This window comes from Novosphingobium sp. EMRT-2, assembly GCF_005145025.1.
Taxonomy (GTDB): Bacteria; Pseudomonadota; Alphaproteobacteria; order Sphingomonadales; family Sphingomonadaceae; genus Novosphingobium.
The window spans coordinates 3,201,628-3,224,663 of the sequence record NZ_CP039695.1 but is presented as its reverse complement, the minus strand read 5'-3'; the positions used below and the strand labels follow the sequence as shown (position 1 = coordinate 3,224,663).

Sequence of the window (23,036 nt, the reverse complement as noted above, 5' to 3'; positions counted from 1 at the left end):
GGCTGGCATGACCGACCAACGCACGCTGGAAGAGCGCAACGCCGAAATCGTGATCGCGATGTGGAAGGGCGTGATCTATGAAGGCCAGGACGAGGCCGTCTTCAAATATATCCACCCGGACTACATCCAGCACAATGTGAACATGCCGTCCGGCCGCGAGCACATTCTGCATCTGGTCAAGATCATCCGGAATCTGCCGGAAGGGTTCACGCCGCCGGCGCGCAAGGAACTGCTGCGGACGGTGGCGCAGGGCGACTACGTGGTCGCCATCTGGGAGCAGGAGCAGCCCGACCCGACGCGCCCCGGCGAAACCTATCTGGGCCACGCCTTCGACATGTTCCGTCTGGAGGACGGTCTTATCGTCGAACATTGGGACGATACCCGCAAATGGCCGCGCCCCTGGAACGAGGAGCAGCCATCTTGAGCGGCAGGACGGAACTGATCGCGGCGGCAGAGCCGGTCGCGGGGCTGACCACGCCGGTCATCGCGGCGGACCACGAAGCGATGCTGCGCAGCACCGATCCCGATATCGAGCGCAACAAGCGGCTGTGCTATGACATGTACCGCATCGTGCTGCAGGCTGGCCGCGCGGACCGCGTCAGCGATTTTATCGGGCCGGACTATATCCAGCATAATCCCAACGTCGTCAGCGGCCGCGACGCGCTCGCGGCCTTCATCCGTTCGTCCCGGCCGGAGCGCGAGATCGAGCCGGCGATCCGTCTGCCGCTGATCGCGATCGTGGCCGAACGCGACATGGTCCAGTTCACGTTCGTCCGTCCGGAACGGGATGCCGACGACGCTCCTTACCACACCAGCTGGTTCGATCTTTTCCGCATCGAGGACGGCAAGATTGTGGAGCACTGGGATCCTGCATTGAAAAGCGCCGAGATGCTCAAGCTCGATCCCAATCAGCGCCGGCTCGCGACGTAGCGACAAAGCTAGCGATGCTGCGCAAATCCTGGCGCAGCATTATCCCGAGGCAAAGCATAAAGAGACAACCGCCAGAACCTTTCCCTCTTCTTCCCGACCACGTCGCCATGAAGGATGGGCGCCCGGCCCATGCGTCGGAAAGCGGAGCAAAGACCGGATCAAACCATGCCACTTTCGTCCTACAGCATTCCCCCGGAACGACTGGCCGCCGCGCGCCGCAGCTTCGCCGCCATCGTCGGCGCGCAAAACCTGTTCTTCGATGCCGAAGATCAGGATTCCTATTCCGACGCGTTCGCGGTCGATGACAGCCGGCACCGCCCCGCAGGCGCGATCGCCCCGGACACTGTGGAGCAGATCCAGGCGATCGTCCGCGTCGCGGCCGAGCACAGGATTCCGCTCTGGCCGATCAGCCGGGGCAAGAACCTCGGCTACGGCGGCTCCGCACCGGTGCTGGAAGGTTCGGTGATCCTCGACCTGTCCCGCATGAAGAAGATCGAATACGACGAGGAGAACGGCACCGTGCTGCTGGAGCCGGGTGTCGGCTTCTACGATCTGTATGATTTCCTGAAGGCGCGCGGGCTCAAGCACTGGCTTTCGACGCCCGGAAACAGCTGGGGCTCAGTCATCGGCAACGCGCTGGATCGCGGGGTCGGCTACACGCCCTATGGCGAACACACGACCAAGCTGTGCGGGATGGAAGTGGTGCTTGCCGACGGCACGCTGGTGCGCACCGGCATGGGCGCGCTCACCGGCTCGCCCACCTGGCAGCTCTATCGCTTCGGTTTCGGTCCGGCGTGGGATCAGATGTTCGTGCAGTCCAACCTGGGCATCGTCACCAAGGCCGGCCTGTGGCTCATGCCGGAACCCGAATCGCTCATGGGCATGGACCTCGAATTCGACCGGCCGGAAGATCTGGGGCCGCTGATCGATGCCATCGCGCCGCTCCGGCGGGAGGGTGTGCTGCAGCAATCACCCACGATCGGCAACTGGTTGCGGGCCGCCGCCATCCTGACCACGCGGGCGGAATGGACGGACCAGAAAGGCGCGCTCTCCGACACGGTGATCGCCGCGATCCGCAAGAAATTCCAGATGGGCTGGTGGGGCGTCAGCCTGCGCCTCTACGGACGCGAGACGATCAACCGCGAAGCCTATGCCATCCTCGAAAGCGAGATGAACAAGCTCAAGCCGCTCAGCATGAAGCGCACGAGTTGGAAACGTGGCGAACCGCTGGAAATGACCGGCTGGACCGGGACGCCGCTGACCTTCCCCATGCAGAACGCGAACTGGCACGGAGGCCTGGGCGGGCATATCGGCTTCTCGCCGGTACTGCCGCAATCGGGCAGCGCGGCGATGGAGCAATTCCGCAGGACCTACCAGCGCTACCAGGAATTCGGCATGGATTATCAGGCCAGCTTCGCGTTCGGCGAACGCCACCTGATCAACGTCAACGCCATCCTGCTGGACAAGGACGATCCGGACATGATGCGCCGCGTCGATCCTTTCATCCGCACGCTGGTGGCGGACGCGAAGGCGCATGGTTACGGGGAATACCGCACGCACCTCGACTACATGGACCTTGTCGCATCGACCTATGATTTCAACGGCGGCGCGCTCGGCAAGCTGAACGCCAAGGTCAAGGCCGCTCTGGACCCCTTCGGCATTATCGCACCGGGTAAAAGTGGAATCGGCACCGTTTCCAGCAAGACGAAGGACCGCGCATGAACAGCCTTGCGATCGGACTTTGCGGCAGCATTATGATTGTGCTGGCCGCGCTTTCCGCCGCCTCCGCACAGCCGGCAGATCAGGGCAAGCCAGCTCCGGCGGCAGGCCCGCCCTCGCCGCCATCCCCGCCTTCTCCACTGACGCTTTCCGCCCGGCCAAACGCGAAAGGCGGTGAGCGACTCTATGTGCAATACTGCGGGATGTGCCATGGCAAGGGCGGGATGGGCACCGGCCTACTTGCGCGCCGCACCGATCACCCGTTGCTGGAAGAGCGGAACGACCTGACGGTCGACTACGTGATCCAGGCGGCGCGGACGGGCATCGGCAACATGCCCCCCATCCCCCGAGGCGAAGTCAGCGACGCGGATATCAAGCAGATCGCGGCCTACCTTACCGCTCCAAAGGCACGGGGTGCGCGATGACCGACCTTAGCCGGCGCACCTTCATCGCGGCTGCGGCCTCGGTCCCGCTTCTGGCCGCCACCCGCGTCCACGCGGCGCCGGCCGCCAGGATCGCGCTTTACGACCCGACGCTTGCCGCCGGCAGCCAGTTTGCCAGGCGCGCGCGCGAACTGGGCCTGGAAGCGATCGCGCTCGAGCAGGACCGGGTCAGACTGCTCCGGAGGATTCTGGCCGGCAAACCGGGCTCGCTATGGGGCGTCTCGCGCCATGCGGATCACTTGCTCGCGAACGGGATCATGCGCGAACACGGCTATCGTGCGCAGTTGGCCCTGCGCCATCCAGGCTATCAGCCGGTCGCAAGCGCGTGCGGTCAGCCAGGGAAGATGGCCGCGGCGATGAGCCGCGTCGCGGCGGATCAATGGCCAACCGCTTTTGCGGAAATAGCGACAGGACACCCTCCACTGTGCGGCGCGGGCCAGCGCGAGGAGATGGACCGCGCGACGATCTGTTGGTCTTTCACGCTGGTCCTCGGATAACGCCCCGTCCGTATTGGCGGTTTTCCCGTCGCTGGCAGGTGGAGCGAGCATAGAACCGGGTTAGACCACGCCGCCTAACGCACGCTCGCCCATGAAAGTTTACCGCAAATAAGCCCTGATAATTGCCACCAGTTCCTCGGCGGCCTGCACCTTGGGATCGCTGACGGGCAGATCGGGTTCGATCATGTGTTCGCGGATGTGATCCTCGATCACCTCGGCGATGAAGCCTTCCAGCGCGCCGCGGCAGGCGGTAGCCTGTTGGAGCACGCGGGCGCATTCCACATCGCCATCGACCGCGCGCTCGAGCGCATCGATCTGTCCGCGCAACCGTTTAAGTCGATTGAGGAGCTTCTGCTTTTCCTCGGCAACATGACTCATGACCCGCCCCCCACTCTTGATACCATACCCCCCTAGGGTATATAGGCAACCACGTCGAGTCGCTCCGTATCCAATACGGCGCGTCTGGCATTTCGAAGGAATCATCCGATGCCACGAAGTTGCAACCATGCCGCCGACGAGGGCGACAGTAGGCTGATTGCCTGCTTGCCGCTTGCGTTGCGGACTGCTGCTGCCGCGGCCGGAACCCCTTGAGCGTGCGCTGACACGCCTTCGGTCCCGGCGGGAAGCGGTTTCCCGATCAAGGACCGAACAATGACCATCTCGATTGCTTTCCGGCACCGCCGCGCGCGGCGCATTGGCTGCCACTGCCTGCCCGCGACTGGCCTGTCACATTTCCTCGCTAGGTCTCCTGCCAGGGAGACATGCATGCGGTCCTTCACCTTTCGCGCGGCCTTGCGCGGCGCGGCTGTTGCTCTCGGCCTGCCGGGAATGGCCGCCCTGGCGCAGGAAGCCACGTCACCGGATCAGGCCTATGCCGTCCACGGCCAGTACACCGGCGTGGTGCAGGCCGTGGGTAGCTTTGCCTCGCCCTATACCGGGGTTAACAGCCTGGAGCCGCGTCAGACCAGGATGACTAATGACGTGACGCTGTATCTGGGTGTTCGGCCATGGAAGGGCGCGGAGATCTGGGTGAATCCCGAGATCGATCAGGGCTTTGGCCTGTCAAACACGCTGGGCGCGGGCGGCTTCCCCAGTGCCGAGGCCTACAAGGTCGGCAAGACGAACCCCTATTCCAAACTGCAACGCGCCTTCGTGCGGCAGACCATCGCGCTGGGCGGCGACGCGCGGAAGCTCGACGCCGGGATCAACCAGTTGCGCGCCGTCACGACGGCCAATCGCCTCGTCATCACCGCGGGCAAGATGGGCGTGGGCGACATTTTCGACACCAACACGTTCGCCCATGATCCGCGGGGCGATTTCCTCAACTGGTCGCTGGTCGACACCGGCAGCTTTGACTATGCCGCCAATGCCTGGGGCTACACGTATGGCATTGCGGCAGAGTGGTACCAGGGGCCGTGGACCCTGCGCGTGGGGCTCTATAACCTGTCCAAAGTGCCCAATGGCATCGAACTCGAGAGCAACTTCAGCCAGAACGCGGTGATAGTCGAGGGTGAGCGCCGCTTCCGCATCGCCGGGCATAATGGCGCCTTGCGAGTGACCGGCTTTCGCAATCGCGGAAAGTTTGCGCGTTTCGACGATGCGCTGGCGCAGGCGCGCGGCACGGGTCAGCCCCCGGAACTGGCTCCGGTCCGGCGCAAGCAGGATCGCTTTGGCATCGCGCTCAATGCCGAGCAGGATGTGACCGACGCTCTGGGCGTGTTTCTGCGCGCCGGAACCAGCGATGGCGCGATCGAGACGTATGACTTCACTGATATCGACCGCAGTTTTGCCCTTGGCGGGGCGCTGAAAGGCAAGGCGTGGGGGCGGCCGCAGGACACACTGGCCATCGCGGGCGTGGTCAACGGCATTTCCGATGCGCACAAGCGCTGGCTGGCGGCTGGTGGCCTTGGCGTGCTGGTGGGTGATGGCGCTTTGCCCCATCCGGGCGATGAACAGATCATCGAGGCCTACTATGCCTTCCGCCCGGTCGACTGGGGCGCGCTGACCTTCGACTATCAGCACATCGCCAACCCCGGATACAACCGGGATCGCGGTCCGGCCAATATCTTTGCCCTGCGGATTCACGCCGGCTTTTGACAACCCATGTGGAGGGCTGAGTCATGAGCCCGGACAAGAACCCGATCCCCATCCTGCCATCCTTCTCGCGGATGCTGCGCCTGACGCGCCCCAATCGCGAGGACGCGATTGCCTTTGTGATCCTGTCGGGCATTGCCCTGCTGGTGTTTCGCGGCGCCGAAGGCGCGGTGGAGCCGCTGTCGAGCCTGCACCTTGAACCGGTTACGCTCAACCCGGCGCATCTGCCCTATTACGCGTTGCGGACCATCCTGCGGATGTTTGCGGCGCTGTTCGCGTCCACGCTCTTCACCCTTGTCGTGGCGACGCTGGCGGCGCGCAGCAAGCATGCCGGGCGGATCATCGTGCCGGCACTCGACATATTGCAGTCGGTGCCAATCCTCGGCTTCCTGACCTTCACCGTCACCTTCTTCATGAACCTGTTTCCCGGCAATGTGCTGGGGGTGGAACTGGCCAGCATCTTTGCCATCTTCACCTCGCAGGCATGGAACATGGCGTTCAGCTTCTACCAGTCGCTGCGCAGCTTGCCTGACGATCTGGAAGAGGTCTGCGAAGGTTTCACCCTTTCGCCGCTGCGGCGGTTTCTGCGGCTCGATCTGCCATTCGCCACGCCGGCGCTGGTGTGGAACGCGATGATGTCGATGTCCGGTGGCTGGTTCTTCGTGGTGGCTTCCGAAGCGATCACCGTCGGCAACACCACCGTCACGCTGCCGGGGATCGGCTCCTATCTGGCGCTCGCGATCCAGCGGCAGGATTTCCATAGCGTCGGCTGGGCGGTGGGCATGATGGCTCTGGTGATCATCGCCTATGACCAGCTCTTTTTCCGCCCCATCGTCGCCTGGGCCGATCGCTTCCGGTTCGAACAGACCGCAAGCGCCGACGTGCCCCGAAGCTGGGCCTACGACCTGCTGCGCAGCACACGGGTGCTGCCGAAAATCTTTGCGCCTTTCGCGGCTATCGGGCGCCTGTTGCTGGCGATGGAACCGCGCCGTCGCCCCCGGGCTGATGCTGTGGCCGGACCGGCCGGTCCGTGGGCCGAACGGCTGTGGCGGGCGCTGGTATGGATGGGGGTGGCAGGCGCGCTGGGCTGGATCGCGCATTATGTGCTGACCTCGCTCAGCCTTGCCGACATCGGCACGGCCTTCGCCGATGCGATCGTCACCATGCTCCGGGTGATCGTGTTGATCGTGCTGGCCAGCCTGGTGTGGGTGCCGCTGGGCGTGATGATCGGCCTGCGCCCGCCCCTTGCCGAGCGCGTGCAGCCCATCGCCCAGTTTCTCGCAGCCTTTCCGGCCAACGTCCTGTTTCCCTTTGCGGTGATCGCCATCGTGCGCTTCGACCTGACACCCGATGTCTGGCTATCCCCGCTGATGATCCTGGGGACGCAATGGTACATCCTGTTCAATGTCATCGCGGGAGCCAGTTCGATCCCCAACGATCTGCGCGAGGCGGCGGGCATGTTCGGGGTGAAGGGCTGGCAATGGTGGCGGCAGGTCGCGCTCCCCGGCATCTTCCCCTACTATATAACCGGCGCGCTGACCGCTTCGGGCGGATCGTGGAACGCCTCGATTGTCGCCGAAGTGGTGACGTGGGGCAACCATCGCCTGGCGGCCCATGGCCTCGGCGCCTACATCGCGGACGCCACCACCGCAGGCGATTACCCGCGCGTAGCGCTGGGCATCGGCGTGATGAGCCTTTTCGTGCTGAGCTTCAACCGCATGGTCTGGCGACCGCTCTATGCATTTGGCGAACGCCGTCTGCGCCTGTCCTAGCGGCAGCGCGCTGGCACCTTAGTCTGACATCTTTACCCGGAGTAACTCCCATGGTGACCATCGCTCCTGTTCATCCGCTGATCGAGGTCAAGGGGTTGAACCACTATTACGGCCCGCCGCCCGGTGGGCATCTGGTTCTGCAAGACGTCGATCTCACGCTCTACCAGGACGAAGTGGTCGGCCTGCTCGGGCGTTCGGGGTCGGGCAAATCCACCTTGCTGCGCTCTATCGCCGGGTTGATCCATCCGCGCGAGGGCCGGGTGGAGCGGATCGCCACCGCCGATTGCCCCGATCCGTCGGTGGCGATGGTGTTCCAGACCTTTGCGCTGTTTCCGTGGCTGACGGTTCAGCAGAATGTGGAACTGGGGCTGGAAGCGCAAAAGGTTCCCGCCGACGAGCGCCGAAGCCGCGCGCTGGCGGCGATCGACCTCATCGGCCTTGATGGCTTCGAAAATGCCTATCCCAAGGAACTGTCGGGCGGGATGCGCCAGCGCGTGGGGCTGGCGCGTGCCCTGGTGGTCAATCCCTCGTTGTTGCTGATGGACGAGCCCTTTTCGGCGCTCGATGTCCTGACCGCCGAAACCTTGCGCACCGATCTGCTCGACTTGTGGTCCGAAGGGCGGATGCCGATCAAATCGATCCTGATCGTCACGCACAATATCGAGGAAGCAGTGCAGATGTGCGACCGCATTCTGGTCTTTTCATCCAATCCCGGCCGCGTGGTCGCCGAGATAAAGGTGGACATCCCCCGCCCACGCGACCGGCTCGATCCGCCCTTCCGTGCGCTAGTGGACGATATCTACGCGCGCATGACGGCAAGGCCAGCGCAATCCCACCCCACCCGCGACGGCGTGTTCCCGGGCACCGGCATCGCCATGGTGCTGCCGTGTGTTTCCACCAACACCCTCGCCGGCTTGATCGAGGAAGTGGATGGCACGCCCTTCAACGGCCGTGCAAGCATGGCCGAACTGGCGGATTCACTCAATTTCGAGATCGACGACCTGTTCCCGATGGCCGAAACGCTCCAGCTCTTGCGCTTCGCCGAGTTGCGGGGAGCCGAATTGCTGCTCACGCCGGTGGCCCGTCGCTACGCGGGCGCCGATGTTGACCATCGCAAGGCGCTGTTTGGCGAAGCGCTGCTCGCCCATGTCCCGCTGGCCCAGCACATCCGCCGCATCCTTGACGAGCGCGCCAGCCACAAAGCTCCCGCGCGCCGTTTCCGCGACGAGTTGGAAGACCACATGAGCGAGGATTTTGCCCGGGAGACGCTCAAGACCGTGACCAACTGGGGGCGTTACGCAGAAATCTTCACCTATCACGAGGACGACGATCAGTTCAGCCTTGATGACCCGCAATGATGCGCACGCCCCCACCACCACCGGGTTGGTGACGCTCGCCCCTATGCGGAGCCATATTGGCTATTGTCCCTGCATTCGCTTCGCTTGCCCCGACGTCGCTGTGGGAATGGTGCGGACCGTGTTGCACTCGGTGCCGCCGGCGCCGAACTGATTGGGTTTGACCTCGATGGAGACGCGCCGCGTTGTGCCATCGGCTTGGGGCACCAATTCGACGACGATGACGGGGACGTTCGCAGCGGCAGTTCCGTTCGATGGACTACCCTTGATCGCCCCCGTTCTCGGGTCGATCGTGATCCAGCAGGGCAAATCCCCGCCGTTTTCGGTCATGGCTGTTATCATCTGGCCCTTCGGTGCGGGCGCGATCTGCGGGCGCAAAACCTCGCGATTGGGGTCCATTTGTGCAGGGACCGAATCTTCGTGAGTCGGTTTGACGTTCGCGTCATGCCCGCTCGGTGACGCAGGCTCCGCGAACTGATTTACGGGACGGGAGGGTGTCGTGTCGCTCGACCTCCCCGTCGATCGTTCAGTATCGTTCGTTCCTGTCCGATCGCCTTGCCGCACTTCGGTCACGGTGGTGCCACCGCCTTGCTTGTCGCGCTGCGGTTCGGGCGCCGTGGTGGTGCCTCCGCCCTGCCTCTCGCGCTGTGGCGCGGGCGTGGTGGGGATAGTGCCGCCGCCAGGCTTGTCGCGCTGCGGCTCGGGCGTGATGGGCGTGCCGCCGCCCGGCTTGTCGCGCTGCGGTTCGGGCGTGATGGGCGTGCCGCCGCCCGGCTTGTCGCGCTGCGGCTCGGGCGTGATGGGCGTGCCACCGCCCGGCCTGTCGCGCTGCGGCACGGGCGTGATGGGCGTGCCACCGCCCGGCTTGTCGCGCTGCGGTTCGGGCGTGATGGTGCTGCCGCCTTGCTGCTCGCGCGGCGGCTGCGTGACGGTGGTCATACCGCCGGTCTGGTTGCTGCCTGGCTGCACGGGCGGAGTGTAGGTGATCTTGGGCGTTGCCACGATCGCGACGGGCGCGGCCGATTGGATGGGGCTGGCCGGAACCGGAACGACCGCCTGACTCACCGCGGGCAGGCCGCCGGCGCGCGAAACGGCGCGCGCCTCGGGGGCCGCAAGCGGGGTTGCGGCTTGAATGGCCGCACCGACCGGCGCGATGGCGGCGGGTGTCGCCGCGTTGCTTAGTCCGGCTGCCGGAGACACCGCCTGCTCCCGCACGCCCGGATTGGCCGTTATCGGCGCAACCGTGATAGCGCTGGAGGGCACGCCCGAAATCCCGGTGGCCCGACCCACGGCCGTTTGCGCGCCTGGAACACCCGCCCCTTGTCGAAGCGCGGTGCCGCCGGTAGACACGGCGCTAGCGCCGCCCGTCTGCGGAGCTTCGGGCGAGAGACTGTCGGCCTGGTTTCGTGTGGTCACCACGCCCGCAGCGATACCGGGACCGATTGCCACTTGCGGGGCAGCGGGGCCAGTGATCGCCTGCTGCGCGATCGGCGAAACGCCGCTGCCGACAAACGCCGGACCCGATTGGGTGGTGATGCGGGTGTCGATCGTCTTTTTGTCGGTCTGGTTATAGACATTGAATCCGCCCGAACCGCTGCCCTCGGTTTCAAGCTTGGGCTTTGCGGGAGGAGTGCCCCCATCGGTCTGCCCCAGGCCCGGGTTCGGCGACGGAATCACCGGATTCTGCGCGGCGTTCGCATCGGCCCGCGCTCGGCCCCCTGATGGCGTCGGCAGGACTGTATTCTGTGCGGCGTTGGCGTTCGCACGGGGACGGTTTCCGGAGATGCCGCCCGTGTTCGCGTTGGACGGCGCATTGGCGGATGCCGCCGGATCCTTGCCGCCGGTCCCCGGCTTGGCGTCCTTGGGTGACTGTTCCAGGCCGATGGCCACGTTGAACCCGCCGCCCTGGCTCTGGTTGATATCGACCACCGCCTGGTTGGTTACCGTGCCCTTGGTCGCAACCACGTTGGCGCCGGTAGCGGCGTCGATCCGGGTGCCCTGCAGCGTGACGCTGTCGCCCACGACATTAACGGTGCCCTGGCTGGAGGATAGCTTGACCACCTCGTTCTTCACCGTGTTGGTGCGGTCCACCTGGTAACCGCCCTTCACTTCCAGGCTGTTGCCATTGACGTCACCCGGCGTGCCGCCGTTGCTTGCCTTCTTTTCCTTGCCTACGGTGAAGTCCACGCCGGCATTGGCGGTTTCCGCCGTGCTGGTCGAGGTGGAACGCGCAGCCTCCAACAAGACGTTGCCCCCAGTGGCGCCGACGTCGACGCCCTTCGCGCCGCTGATTTCGGTGCCGACGAGCCGCAGATCGCCATTCGTAGTGCTCACGCTGACCTTGCCCGAACCGGATTCGATCTTGCCGACCACAGCTTCGCTGCTGGCGCTCGAACTCTTGCCGTATTCGGCCTCGACGCCCCCGGCCACGGTCTTGCCGATGATGTCGACGCTCAGTTTCTGGTCGACGCCGATCTCCTTGCCGGACTTGTTCTCGGTGTTCTGCGCGGCCTGGTAATCGAACGATCCAGCCTGGATCGCAACGCCCTGATCGCCCTTGATCTGCGTGCCTTCGAGCGAGGTCTTGCCGCTGGTGACGGAAACCACGCGGCCACCCGCGCTGTAGCTGGACGTAACGGCCTTGCTCGAGCTCTCGCTTTCTGCGGACTGGTTATGGCTAAAGCCCTGCTTCACCCCCGCGCCAAGCTGCGCGTCGGTGGTCAGCCCCTGCGACACGCCGGCATTGGCGGTCACCCCGATCTCGAAGACATCGCTGCGGCTGGAGGTAGAGGAGAACTTCGTGTCCGCAGCGGCGCGATCGGTCAGCGTCGTCGCGCTTTGCAGGATGTCTCCGCCTGCCGCGATCTGCGTGCCCTGATCGTTAATCGCATTCTTCGCCACGCGGACGACGTCCGTGCCGGCTGACAGCGTGGTGGTGACCGCGTGCGTGCTGCCCTCGACCGAATTGGTGGCCTCGTTCGCCACGCGGAACCCCGCGCTCGCATCGACCTGGACCTTGACCCCGGCAGTGGCCCCGAACTTGGCCGGGCTGCCCGCGCCGCCGGCTTGTGCGGCGATCTTGTCTGGCGAAAGCTGCACCGAACCTTCGACCCCCGCCTCGGCCTCGGCCTTGCCTCCGGCCTTGAGGTAAAGTCCGGCAGTCGTCTGGCTGCTGCTCGACGTGGTGATGTCGTGATCGGTCGCCGCCAGGTTGTTGATGTTGGTGGCGGATTCGACCAGCTTGCCCGCCGCCGAAAGGTTCGCGCCGCGCGTGGTGATATCGTTGTCCGCCACGATCACCAGGTTGCCGCCCGAACTGATCTGGCTGCCCACGTTGGTCAGCTTGTCGGTGGTGTCCTTCGAGCTGGTGACGCGCGCGCCAATCGTCACCGTGCTCGATCCTTCAGCCGAAGCCTTGGCGCTGGCATTACCGCCCGCCGCCAACGCGGCGTTGCCGCCCTTGGCCGCGACCGCGCCGATCGCGCCGGCCTTGGCCTCCGCGCTCGCCTTGCCTTGCGAATCGACGAAGATGCCGACCGATGTGGTCTTGCTCGTCGTCGTGCTCGTCTCGGTGTTCTCGCCGGACAGGATATTCACGTCCTTGCCCTTGAGCACGAGATCACCGACGGTGGTCGCCACGTTCGAGCCCTGGATGGTCAGGGTGTTGCCCGCCACGATTGCGCCCTTGTCGCCGAACGTCACGTTGGAGGCGACGCTGTCGGACTTCTTCGCCTGGCTGTCGGTCACCGTCTTGCTGTAGAAGTTGAGCGAGGAGGAATTCTTGCCCTCCGCCGATGCCTGGGCCTGGGCAGAAACCTCGCCGCCAGTGCCTGTCTTCTTCGCGAAGGCGCTCGCGCCCGCTGACGTCGAGCCGCTGCTGCTGCTGGTGACGCACAGGATGCAACTGGTTTCCTTGTGGCTGGTCACCTCGCTCGTGTCGGCGCCGGCCAGGATGTTGACATCGTTGGTGGCCTGGATCAGCCCGCCCTTGTCCGCGCTGACGTTCGAACCCTGGATCGTCACGTTCTTGTTGTTGACCAGAGCGAGCTGGCCGCCGGCGGCGATCCCCGACGAAACGTTGCGCGTCTCCTTGTCGGTCGTGCGGACGGACTCGGAGCCGTAAAGCCCGCCGCCCACGCCGAAGCCCGATTTCTTCGAATCGACCACGGTCGTGGTCTTGTCGTTGCCCGCCAGGATGTTGAGGTTGTTGCCCGAGGTATCGACAACGACATCGCCGCCGGCCTTGATCTGGCTGCCCCCGGTGATGTTCGTGTCGCCGCCCGACTTGACGTAGAGCGAACCGCCGGTGGTGACGTTCGATCCCACGTTCGTCGCGGTGTCGACGGTTGTGGTGGTGGTCCGCTTCTGGAAGACGCCACTGTATTTCTCGGTCGTCTTCGAACTGCTCGTGTCGGTGGCCGCGGCAATGGTTACCACCCCGCCCGCCACGATCGCGGCATCGCCCGCAGCGTTGATGTTGCTGCCGGTGATCGTCGTCGATCCCCCGCTCTTGAGAACCAGATTGCCGCCTGCGCTCAGGTTGGAGCCGATGTTGGTGGTGCTTGTGGATGCGCTTGTGGTGGTGGTGCGGCCCTGCTTGGATTTCGATGCGCTTGCTTCGGTGGTGGTAATAGTGCCGATGTCGATGGCATTGCCCGCGTTGAGCACCAGGTCCTTCCCGGCGCTGACCGTGCCGCCTTTGACGTTGATGTCCTTCGCCGCGTTCAGTGTCAGGCTCTCGCTCGCCACGATCGCGGCGCGTGGACCGACCTGGGTGGCCACAGTCGTTCCGTTCTGCACGGTCTGCGTCTGGGTGGCGACCTCGATGCTGCCGCCGCGCGTCGTCAACGCCAGGTTCTTGCCGTAAAGGTTGTTGGTCCCGTCGATCTTGATACCCTGGTACTGATCGACCGAAAGCGCCGTGCCCGCGGTGATAGTGCCGCCCTTGAGATCGACCGCCGTGTTGTCGGACCGCAGCGCGACCCTGTCCGCCGAGATCGTTCCTCCGGTGTTGGTCACGTCGCCAGCCGCCACGATCGCCACCGATTGCGTGCCCTGGATCGTGCTCGCCAGGTTAGAAACGGTCCCGGTGGCGGACTTGAGATAGACCTGGCCGCCGGTGATCTGCGCGCCGTTGGTGTTGATGATGTTGCCCGTGACGCGGATGACGTTGGTCTTCGTGCCGGTGATGTTGCCGCCGTCGTTGGTGAGCGAGGTCAGCTGGAGGTTGACGTTGTCTGCGATGATGCCGCTGCCGGTCACCAGCGCAGCCTTGGTTGCGGGCGAGAGATAGACGACCGGCGCCAGCACGCTTTCGCCACCCACGGTTGTGCGCACCAGCCAGATGATGTCACCGGGCAGCGCGGCGGCCTGCGCCTCGGTCAGCGGCTGGCCGATGGTAAGGCCGTTGGCCTGCGCGTACTTCGCGGCGTTGTCATAAAGCGCGGAAAGCTGGTCATCGAGGCTGGCATAGCTGGACAGCAGCGTGCGCCCGGTGGCGCCGAGCAGTTGCTGGCTGATCAGGTACGCTTCGTAATCGGCATCGCCCAGCCGCTTGCCCAGCGCATCTGGCCCGATCCCGAGCTTCTGCGCAAGCAGGTCCGAACTGAGGCTGGCGAGCGGCGTGGTGAACAGCGGGTTCGATTCGACCAGGAACTGCCCCGACGATCCCGGCACCGTCACGAAGCGCCCATTGGGATTAGTCGGCAGCGTGACCGTGGTGCCGCCGAACGAAACCGCGGGTTTCCCGCCCACCGTGGTGACGCTGACCGGATTGGCAATCGCGGTCGGGCCGGTGCCGGTTACCGCGGTCGCGCCCGTCATCGCCCCGCTCACCCCGGCGATCATCGTGGCGGTGCCGGCCGCCAGCGCGGCGCCGTTGCCCGCGCCTGTTCCGGTCGCGGCGGTGGCGCCGGTCGCGCCGGTGGTGCCCACGCCGCCCGCGGTCGGGGCGGCGGTGCCGGTGGCCGTGCCCGACGATGCTCCGGGGGCGGTGGCCGTTGCGGTCATCGTGTTGGCATTGACGGTTCGGACCGAACGGACGTTGGTCAGCCCGAAATTGTTGCCGTTGAGCGTTACTGCAAAAATGCCCGGATTGGTGGCTGCCGCACGGATGGAGAAGAGCGTGTTGATCTCACCGAAATTCTGGCCGCAGGCGGGATCGTCGGCAACGCTGAAACACGTCTTCGTCGCCGTGGTGGTAACATCGGACAGCACGGTGGTGCTGCTCGGGTTGGCGAAGGTGATCGTGTGCCTGACGACATCGAGGAAGTAGAACCGGGTCTCCTTCGTCTCCAGGCCCAGCGAATCCGGGGGGAAAGTGGACGAGGCGTTAGCACCGTTGAGGTTGATGGTGACGGCGGACAGCGTCCCGCCGACGTTTTCCACCCGGTTGAACCCGTTGATCGACAGCGAGCCGCCCGAAACGACCTGCGGCGAATAAGACGGCCCCGACAGCCCGTTGGCGAACGACTCGACATCGAAGCGGTGCATCTGACGCCGGAAGATTTGCTCGTCGGTGCAGACCGAGGGTGTTGCGTTGGTGCAGCTTCTCGCCCCCACGCTGACCAAGACCGAAGGATCGGAGGTGGTCTGGGAAGACGAGGTCCGGGTCCAGTCGCCCGGGGTCGAGTTTGTAAAGTTCGTGGTGTTGATCGTGATGTCGCCGGAAGCGTTGATCTGGCTGTAGTTGGCGATCGTACCGACAAAACCATACGTGGGGATGCTGGTCGTCAGCGTGATCGTGCCACCCGAATCGATCGATCCGGCAAAGCCTGCCGAGGCAGAGGCGACGTCGCTGGAACCCTTGTTGATGATCGCGCCGCCAGCCGTGATGTTGACCGCGGTGGCGCCGTAGATTTCACCCGAGTTGATGACCTGTCCAGCCTGGCTGACAAAGGCCGGACGCGCGATGATCGAGGTCACGCCACCCGACGCGATTGCCCCCGTGCTGGACACAACCAGAGGCTGGTCGCTGCGCACCTCCAGATTGAGGCCGCCGTCGCCGTAAATCAGCCCGTTGACGGTCAGCGGGCCGAAGGTGGTGAGGCCTGACACCCCGCTGCCGCCCACCAGTCTCGAACCCGCGCCCTGCATGGAAAGGCTGTCAACGCCGATCAGGAACGAATCCGATGCCGAGATCTGCGCACCGTCCGCCAGCTGCAGCAGCGTTCCGGTCAGGCCGGAATCGTTGGGCCGCATCGTGAACTGCCGTGATGTGCTGCGCCCAGTGGGCTGGAACACGAACTGGCGGACCTGGTTGGCGAGGATCGTGTCGGCGGACAGCAGGCCCGCGTTGACCACCTGCGCGCCGTTGCCCGGTGTGGCGAGGGTCAGCGCGTCATTGGCGACGATCTTGCCGCCCTGCGCATTGCTGATGCCGTTGGCGCCGTTGAGAGCTAGCCCCGTCGCTGCCTCGATATCCCCGGTGCCGCCGTTGGTGATCGTGTCCGCGCTGATGGTAACGGCAGGGAATATCCCGCTCGTTGCTGGAACGAAGTAGATCGCGCCCTGGTTGAGCAACGCGCCCGAAAGCCCGATCGACGACCCCACATCGCCCTGGATCGTTCCCGCATTGCTGATCGACGCGATGCCGAGGTCGAGCCGCCCCGCCAGCAGCGTCGAGCCCGCATCGATGCCGAGCGCCAATCCGCCCGCTTTTGCATCGAGCGTCCCGACCACCTGGAACAATCCGTCTGTCCCGGTCGATCCGCCCGGCCCGGCAGTGAAGCGGTTGTCGAAGGCGATCGCGCGGTTGTCGCCGTTGATCGCGCGCAGCGCCAGGTTGCCGGCGACATAAACCGTGCCGGCGTTGGTCAGGTCGGTGCCGAGCGTTATCGTGCCGTTGTCGGGCGCGAAGACCGCGCCGAGCCGGTTGTCGAGCGAAGCCGCCGTCAAACCCAGCGTGCCGCCGGTGAAGACCTTTCCGGTATTGGTCAGCGTGCCAGCGATCGTCAGGTCTGTCGCGCCGCTACCGGTGACGAAGCGGCCCGCGTTGAAGAACGAGCCGAGTGTCAGGCTGGCGGCATCGGCGGCGATTGCCGCCCCCGCATCGGTCGTCAGCACGGTGGCAGGCCCATCGATCGTAAGGCGGGCCGACGGTGCTCCTGCGGCGGCCTGTGCGGCGATCACGCCGCTACCGGTCGCAGACACGGCCAGGGCCGTGCCGGTGCCGTGAATCGCGAGGTCGCCCGCAGCGATCACCGTGCCACTGTTGACGAAGCCGCTACCCGAAAGATTGAAGGTGGCGTCCTTGCCGGACTGGATCGTCGAGCTGTTGGCCAAATTCGCCGCGTTGACCAGCAGCGTGCCCGCACCGTCGGTCGATCCGATCAGCGTGCCGGCATTGTTCAGATCCCCTGCGAGCGTGAATGTTGCGCCCTTGTCGGCCTGGAACACGCTGCCGGCCAGGTTGGTGAACCCAGCGGCGGTGATCGCGGCGGTCCCGCCTTGCGCGTAGATCGTGCCCGCGTTCTGCCCCGCGCCGCTGTAAGCCAGCGCCAGGTCGCCGCGGCTCTGGATCGTGCCCGGGTTGTCGAGCGAGGCGAAGCTCCAGTCGAGCCCGTTGCCGAGCACGAGGCCCTGATTGATGAGCACGGTGCCGCTGCCATCCAGCGTGATCCGCCCCGTGGTAGTGGGGCTGGCGGGCGCCGTCTGGATCGTGCCGGTGAGGCGATTGGTAAGCGCGAGGCCCGCGCCGGAAAGCGTGATGTCGTCTTGCGCCGAGATCAGGCCGGCGTTGTCGAGCGCGGGTGCGCTGCCGGTAAAGGTCAGCGCCAGCTTGCCCAGCGAAACCAGCCGCGCGCTCTGCTGCACCTTGAGCGACCCAAGGGTGAGCGCGGCATTGCCGCTGGAGTTGGCCAGGAAAATCCGACCGGCATCGTCCAACAGACCCGCGACAGTGATTGCGCCGCCGGTTTCCGACTGGATCTGCCCTGCCGAGGCATTGTCCAGGTTGCCCGCGGCCAGTGTCAGCGTGGCATTGGCGCCGATCGTTCCGCTATTCGCCAGCGCGCCCGAAACGGTCAGCCCGAGATTGCCGTTCGCCACGACCGAGCCAGTGTTGGCCAGGCTGGCGAGCGTGACGGCCACCGTCTGCCCGGTCACTTGGCCTGACTGGTCGGAGAAAGCGGTGTTGGCGCCGCTGATGGACAACGCGCTGCCAGATGCAATGCGTCCGGCAGCGGAATTGGTCAACGTAGTGGCATTGCTGCCCGCGATCAGCGAAAGGTTGCCCACCGCCTGCAAAGCGCCGCTGTTGGCCAGCGCCGTGCTGAAATTGACAGTGAGCGCCCCGTTCGAGGCGACGCTGCCGCTGTTGGTAAGCGAAGCGGCCGTGACCGTGCCGCTGCCCGCGGTGTCGGCAGAGAGCACGAGGTTGCCGCTGTTGACGAGCGTGCCCGCCACGTTGATCGTGTTCGATCCCGCTGTCGCGCCGATCGCGCCCGCGTTGTCGAGTGACGCAAGCCCAAGCGCCAGGCGATCGGCGGTGAGCACGCCACCGGCGATGTTTACCAGCGAGAGCGCACCATCGCTCGTCAACGTGACCGGCGCCGCGCCCGTGGCCGCCTGTGCCGCGATCACGCCTGTTGCCGCGTTGGTGAAAGTCACCGCGTTGGCGCCACCGTGAAGCGCCACGCCCCCGACGCCGAGCAGCGTGCCAGCGTTGCGAGAACCAGCCCCTGCAGGGGTGAGCGAAAGCAGGCCATCGGCCTGCACAATCGCGCCGGCGGCATTGTCGAGCGCGCCGCCGAGCGTGATGGCGCCGCCGTTGCCCCTCGTGGTCAGGATCGTGCCCGCGTTCGCCAGCGTGCCGCTCGCCGAAAGAGTCACGCCGGTGCCACCCTGGATGCCGCCCGAGGCGCTGTTCGCAACGCTCGCCGCCGTGCCGGTCAGCGTGGTTCCCGCGATCAGCACACCCGAATTGCTGGCCGCGCCGGTGGCGGTGAACGCCAGCGCGCCATTGGCGTTGAGCGCGCCGGCATTGTCGAGCGACGCAAGGGTGAGCGCGATGCCGTTGCCGGTCAGCACCGAATTGGCCGCGGTGGTCAAGCTGACCGCATTGCCGCCGATGGTCACGGACTTGCCTGCAGCGGACCCCGCCTGGATGAACGCTCCTCCGGCATTGGTCACCGCCAGCGCGGAGCCGGTCCCAGTGATCGCCAGGCTGCCCTGCGCGAGCAGGTTGCCCTCGTTCATCAGCGTGGCGCCGCCGATCCGCAGCGCGAGATCGGCCTGCGAGACGATCTGCCCGCCGGCCTGGTTGTCGAGCGTGCCTGCGCTGACCGTGCCGCTGCCGCTGGCGTTGGCGAGATAGATCGCGCCTGCGTTGACCAGCGCGCCGGTGGCGGACACGCTGCCGCCCATGCCCGATTGCAGCGTACCCGTGGCAGTGTTGCTCAGCGAACCCGCGGTCACAAGCAGCGCGCCGTTGGTGCCGATGGTGGCGCGGTTGGTGAGCGTACCCGTGGCCGCCAGCGTCAACGCACTGCCGCCAACGACCGTGCCCGCGTTGTCGAGGCTAGCCAGCACCGCGTTGACCGTTGCGCCCGAGATGGCCGCGCCCGCGGCATTGGTTGCCACGGCGCCACCGTCGATCGTCAGTCCGCGCACGGCGCTGGCCGTGCCGCTGTTGGCGAAGCTGGTCGCCAGGTGCAGCGCCAGATCGCGAGAGGCCTGGAGCGTGCCGGCGTTGGTCAGACTACCCACGGTGATCGCAGCATCAGCGGCGGGATCGGTCGCGGCTATGAACAGTCCGGTGTTGGCCAGAGTGTCGGCGGTCACGATGGTTCGGGCCGCCTGGACGGTCCCGTCATTGCGCAGTCCCGCCGCCTTCATCGAAAGCGTACCGGCGGTGAGCAAGCGCCCGCCAGCAGCGTTGGCGAACGCCTCACCGCCGCCGCCGCTGCGATCGGCCAACGTCAGATCGCCTTGCGCAACGATTGTGCCGCTGTTGGCGGATGTGCCGCCGAGCTGGAGCGCGATTCCTCCGGCATTGGCAGCAATCGTGCCCGCATTGTTGAGGCCAGCCCCGGCGCGAACCGTCACCGCGCCGTTGTCGCTGACCACCGTGCCATTGCCCGCGCTGCTGACCAAACCGGCGGCATCGAGCGTCAGCGCACCCGGGCTGGTTACCGCGTAGCTGCCAAGATCGAGATTGCTCGAGCGCGCAGTCAGCGCAAGGGCGCCGCCGTTGCTATAGACGAACCCGCTGCCGGTGGTAGCCAGGCTGCCGACGAGTCCGGTCAGCGAACCGGCCGCACCAAAGCTGGTACCGCCCAGCGTCGCGGCACCGGCGATGTCGAAGGACATTGCGCCGCCGGCATAGCGCTGGTTGGCGTTGGCCAGCGCGGTGGCAGACGTCGTATCGGCCAACGCCGCAGACGTCAGCGACAGGTTGCCAGACGCAACGATCGCGCCACCGGTCAGGGTTGTCTTGCCCGCAGCGGCCAGCGCCAGGTCGCGCCCTGACGTGAGGCTGGCATCGCTCGCCGTCAGGTCACCGGCGCCAGCAGAACCGGCAGCGATGGCAAGGTCGCGCGCGGCGGAGATACTGGCACGCAATTCGAGATCGCCCGCGGCAGTGATCGTTAAATCGTCTGCCACTGCGGCCGCATCGCCCAGCAGCCGCACGCCGACCCCGGCCTCGGTCGCGATCAGGCGGATTCGGTTGGCGTAGATTCCGCCGACCGCGGTCGAATCGATGGCGTAGTCGGGCGCCGCGCCAACACCGGCCAGCGCGTAGGCGGTTCGTGCCTGGTAGTCCCAGCGGTGGGCACCGCCGACGACATCGAGCACCTTCCCGTAAGCCGGCCCGCCCAGCGCGATCTTGCGGCCCAGCAGCGCGGCATAATCTGTGGTCTGGGCATCGAGCCCTGCTCCGGTTAACGCAATCGTCCCCCCGGTCACGTCGAAGCCGAGCAATTGTCCTGTGCCGTCGATCCGCGAACGTCCGGTAGTGAGCGTGAACGCGGCCGTGTTGATAACGCCGCACCCGCCACAGGAAATCCCGTTGGGATTGGCAACGATCACGTCCGCCTTCTGCCCAGCCACCTCCAGGTAGCCGGCGAGCACGGTGGGGTTGGTCGAGGTCACCTCGTTGAGGATCGCCCGGGCCGGCGCGGTGAGGTTGCGGTTGATGTCGACCAGCCCGGCCAGCTGGGTTGTCACCCGGCCTTCGGCATTGGCGTCGGCGGCGGTGGCGTTGTTGAGGACGACGCCCCGGGTGGAAACGTTGAACGCGTCGTAGGTGTTGACCGAGATCCCCGCCGCATTGGGATTGGCGATCTGCACCACCGGCACGCCGTTATCGGCATTGCGGACCTGGGTGGCGGCGCTGTTGGGCGCCACTTGCGCCAGCAGCTGGCCGCCGGGGGCCGAGACCAGCATGGCTGCCAGCGCCAGCGTGGAGACCGAGCTTGCCGAAAGCAGGCGGCGGGAGGGACTGCGGGTTGCCGTCGACGCGCGCATGGTTCGCATCCTAGAACGAGAGTGAGGCCCTGACGAAAGCCAGCGTGCCTTCGTCGGGAAGCGGGCCGCGAGCGATCGCGCGCGACGCGGTGAAATCGAGATTGACCGGCCCGGCGCTGACGCCGACCCCGCCGGAGACGCCGGCGATGGTGCCACTCGGTCCGCCCGGCGACGCCGAGCCAACAAAGCCACCATCGAGCCCCAGGTGCGGACGGATCTGCCCATGCAGCGGGCCGATCTGCACGGGCAGCAGCGCCGTCAGGTCATTTTGCAGGAAGGCGCCGCGATCGGCCACGAGACTGCCGACGAGAAAGCCGCGGACCGTGAACGGTGATCCGATCACCATCTGCTCGCTGCTGTAGAGCGGATCGAACGCGTATTGCGCTTCCACCTCGCTCGAGAAGATCAGGGTGGTGCGGCCCGCGGAAAGCGCGGACGAGTAGTAGGCATGCGCGGTCAGCTTGGTGAACTGCGCACGCGGGCCTCCCGGCCCGGTCTGCGCAACGGCGTCATCCAGCGCGCCAAGCGCCTTCAGCCCTTTGACCGCGCCCAGGCCGAGCTTCAGCGAGCCGCGTCCCATCAGGATAGACCAGTTGGCATCGAATTCGAGCACGGTGAGCACGCGCGAGCTGACCGGCAGATAGATGCCGTTTATGTAGTTGCGGTTGCGCTTGTTGGTGATTTGCGCGGACAGTTCCACCTTGTTGTGGCTGTCACGGTATATCTGGAGGTCGGCGCGGCCGAAGGCGGTGGCGTTGTGCCCGGTCAGCACGAACACCGTGCCCCCGCCGGTCACCGTCTGCGAGGTATAGTCCGAATCGTTGTAGCCCCCGCTCAGCGTCAGGGCGTTGCGCGGCACCGAGAACAGCACGCTGTTCGAGCGGGAATCGCGGTTCGGTCCACCCGGGAACACGGTCTGCCGGCGTGAATAGCTGATCAGGTCGTTGATCCCGAGCACATTGTCCAGGATGACCGTCCCGGTAGCCTGGTTGCGGCCGGTGGAAGGCTGTCCGGTGTTGTCGTAGGATCCGCTGACGTGGAGTCGCGATCCCACGCGGTTGGATATGCGCACCACGCTGTAGCCGGGCTGGGATCCCGGCAGGATGTCGAGCGTCGCATGGTTCGAGGCGAGGCGGTTGATCTGGTCGAGCCCCTGTTCGAACACGCGCAGGTTGAAGGCCTTGTTGGCCACGTTTCCGAAGGCGCCGGACATATTGATCGTGCCCTTGGCCTTGTCGTCCAGCACGACCTTCTCGACCTTGCCCTCCACCACGTCGAGCACAAGCACGCCCTGCTGCAGGCTTTGCGGCTTGATGTAGACCCGCGTCGTCGGCCGGCTCTTCTCGATGTAGAAGCGGGTGATGTCGGACAGCAGGTTCTCGACGTCGCCAAGCCCGAGACAGCGGCCGATATAGGGCGCGGTGAGTTCGCGGCGGCGGCCTTCGTCCAGCAGCGGACTATGTTCGAATTCGATCGCCGTGATCTCGCGGCAGGAGCCTTGGCTGGCGACCGCCTTTTCGTGGGTCGGCACCTCGATCACGGTCTGCGGCTGCGGGCTGGTCAGGATGCGGGTAACATCCTGCTGGATCTGTTCCTGCTGCTGGCGCTGAAGGACCTCGCCCTGCCTTGTCGCATCCACAGGCGGCGACGGCGGCGCCGCTTGGGCCGCCGCTGGTTCCGCACCAAGGCCCGCGTGCAACGCCAGAGCCAGCCCGAGCGAACCCAACGGCCCGCAATTCCCGATCTTCATCCCCCGCA

The 23,036-nt window shown here is 65.8% G+C and carries 11 protein-coding genes; 8 read left to right on the top strand and 3 right to left on the bottom strand.

The annotated features are described in order from the left end of the window. Positions 1-7: 7 nt before the first annotated feature. The 5 genes from FA702_RS15710 (at position 8) to FA702_RS15690 (ending at position 3,589) form a co-directional block, all read left to right on the top strand. A complete protein-coding gene (locus FA702_RS15710) occupies positions 8-424 on the top strand; it encodes a nuclear transport factor 2 family protein (protein WP_124810249.1) in 417 nt (138 codons plus the stop codon). Then, positions 421-930, top strand: a complete 510-nt coding sequence (locus tag FA702_RS15705; protein ID WP_255504602.1) for a nuclear transport factor 2 family protein — start codon at positions 421-423, stop codon at positions 928-930. The genes FA702_RS15710 and FA702_RS15705 overlap by 4 nt, the downstream gene beginning before the upstream one ends. 165 nt (positions 931-1,095) lie before the next feature. Next, positions 1,096-2,652: an FAD-binding oxidoreductase gene (locus tag FA702_RS15700; RefSeq protein ID WP_136956852.1), complete on the top strand. Its 1,557-nt coding sequence runs from the start codon at positions 1,096-1,098 to the stop codon at positions 2,650-2,652. Continuing rightward, on the top strand, positions 2,649-3,074 hold the full coding sequence (locus FA702_RS15695) for a cytochrome c (RefSeq protein WP_255504601.1): 426 nt from the start codon (positions 2,649-2,651) through the stop codon (positions 3,072-3,074). Before FA702_RS15700 ends, FA702_RS15695 begins: the two co-directional genes overlap by 4 nt. After that, complete coding sequence (locus FA702_RS15690) at positions 3,071-3,589, top strand: hypothetical protein (protein ID WP_136956851.1); 519 nt, start codon at positions 3,071-3,073, stop codon at positions 3,587-3,589. Before FA702_RS15695 ends, FA702_RS15690 begins: the two co-directional genes overlap by 4 nt. Positions 3,590-3,688: 99 nt before the next feature. Here the strand turns inward: FA702_RS15690 and FA702_RS15685 are convergent, their stop codons facing one another. Next, positions 3,689-3,967, bottom strand: a complete 279-nt coding sequence (locus FA702_RS15685) for a metal/formaldehyde-sensitive transcriptional repressor (RefSeq protein WP_136956850.1) — start codon at positions 3,965-3,967, stop codon at positions 3,689-3,691. A gap of 387 nt (positions 3,968-4,354) precedes the next feature. On the opposite strand from FA702_RS15685, the gene FA702_RS15680 reads away from it, so the two are divergent. Genes FA702_RS15680 through FA702_RS15670 form a run of 3 tightly spaced genes read left to right on the top strand, consistent with a single transcriptional unit; the run spans position 4,355 to position 8,813 of the window. Further along, complete coding sequence (locus tag FA702_RS15680; protein ID WP_136956849.1) at positions 4,355-5,686, top strand: carbohydrate porin; 1,332 nt, start codon at positions 4,355-4,357, stop codon at positions 5,684-5,686. Positions 5,687-5,709: 23 nt separating this feature from the next. After that, positions 5,710-7,455, top strand: coding sequence for an ABC transporter permease subunit (locus tag FA702_RS15675; RefSeq protein ID WP_136956848.1), 1,746 nt, complete (start codon positions 5,710-5,712; stop codon positions 7,453-7,455). Positions 7,456-7,505: 50 nt separating this feature from the next. Beyond that, positions 7,506-8,813 carry an AAA-associated domain-containing protein gene (locus FA702_RS15670; protein WP_136956847.1) on the top strand — a complete coding sequence of 436 codons (1,308 nt, stop codon included), beginning with the start codon at positions 7,506-7,508 and terminating at the stop codon, positions 8,811-8,813. Positions 8,814-8,873: 60 nt separating this feature from the next. On the opposite strand, the gene FA702_RS15665 is transcribed toward FA702_RS15670, so the two are convergent. Next, entirely contained in the window at positions 8,874-21,278 is a 12,405-nt protein-coding gene (locus FA702_RS15665) for a hemagglutinin repeat-containing protein (protein ID WP_168196083.1), read from the bottom strand. Between the two features lie 10 nt (positions 21,279-21,288). Next, positions 21,289-23,028 carry a ShlB/FhaC/HecB family hemolysin secretion/activation protein gene (locus FA702_RS15660; protein ID WP_168196082.1) on the bottom strand — a complete coding sequence of 580 codons (1,740 nt, stop codon included), beginning with the start codon at positions 23,026-23,028 and terminating at the stop codon, positions 21,289-21,291. Between the last annotated feature and the right edge of the window lie 8 nt (positions 23,029-23,036).

Excerpts from the sequence above, each read along its gene's own strand:
- FA702_RS15700 (WP_136956852.1), top strand. The coding sequence starts at position 1,096 with ATGCCACTTTCGTCCTACAGCATTCCCCCGGAACGACTGGCCGCCGCG.
- FA702_RS15675 (WP_136956848.1), top strand. The coding sequence starts at position 5,710 with ATGAGCCCGGACAAGAACCCGATCCCCATCCTGCCATCCTTCTCGCGG.
- FA702_RS15685 (WP_136956850.1), bottom strand. The coding sequence starts at position 3,967 with ATGAGTCATGTTGCCGAGGAAAAGCAGAAGCTCCTCAATCGACTTAAA.
- FA702_RS15690 (WP_136956851.1), top strand. The coding sequence starts at position 3,071 with ATGACCGACCTTAGCCGGCGCACCTTCATCGCGGCTGCGGCCTCGGTC.
- FA702_RS15670 (WP_136956847.1), top strand. The coding sequence starts at position 7,506 with ATGGTGACCATCGCTCCTGTTCATCCGCTGATCGAGGTCAAGGGGTTG.
- FA702_RS15710 (WP_124810249.1), top strand. The coding sequence starts at position 8 with ATGACCGACCAACGCACGCTGGAAGAGCGCAACGCCGAAATCGTGATC.
- FA702_RS15660 (WP_168196082.1), bottom strand. The coding sequence starts at position 23,028 with ATGAAGATCGGGAATTGCGGGCCGTTGGGTTCGCTCGGGCTGGCTCTG.
- FA702_RS15680 (WP_136956849.1), top strand. The coding sequence starts at position 4,355 with ATGCGGTCCTTCACCTTTCGCGCGGCCTTGCGCGGCGCGGCTGTTGCT.
- FA702_RS15665 (WP_168196083.1), bottom strand. The coding sequence starts at position 21,278 with ATGCGCGCGTCGACGGCAACCCGCAGTCCCTCCCGCCGCCTGCTTTCG.
- FA702_RS15695 (WP_255504601.1), top strand. The coding sequence starts at position 2,649 with ATGAACAGCCTTGCGATCGGACTTTGCGGCAGCATTATGATTGTGCTG.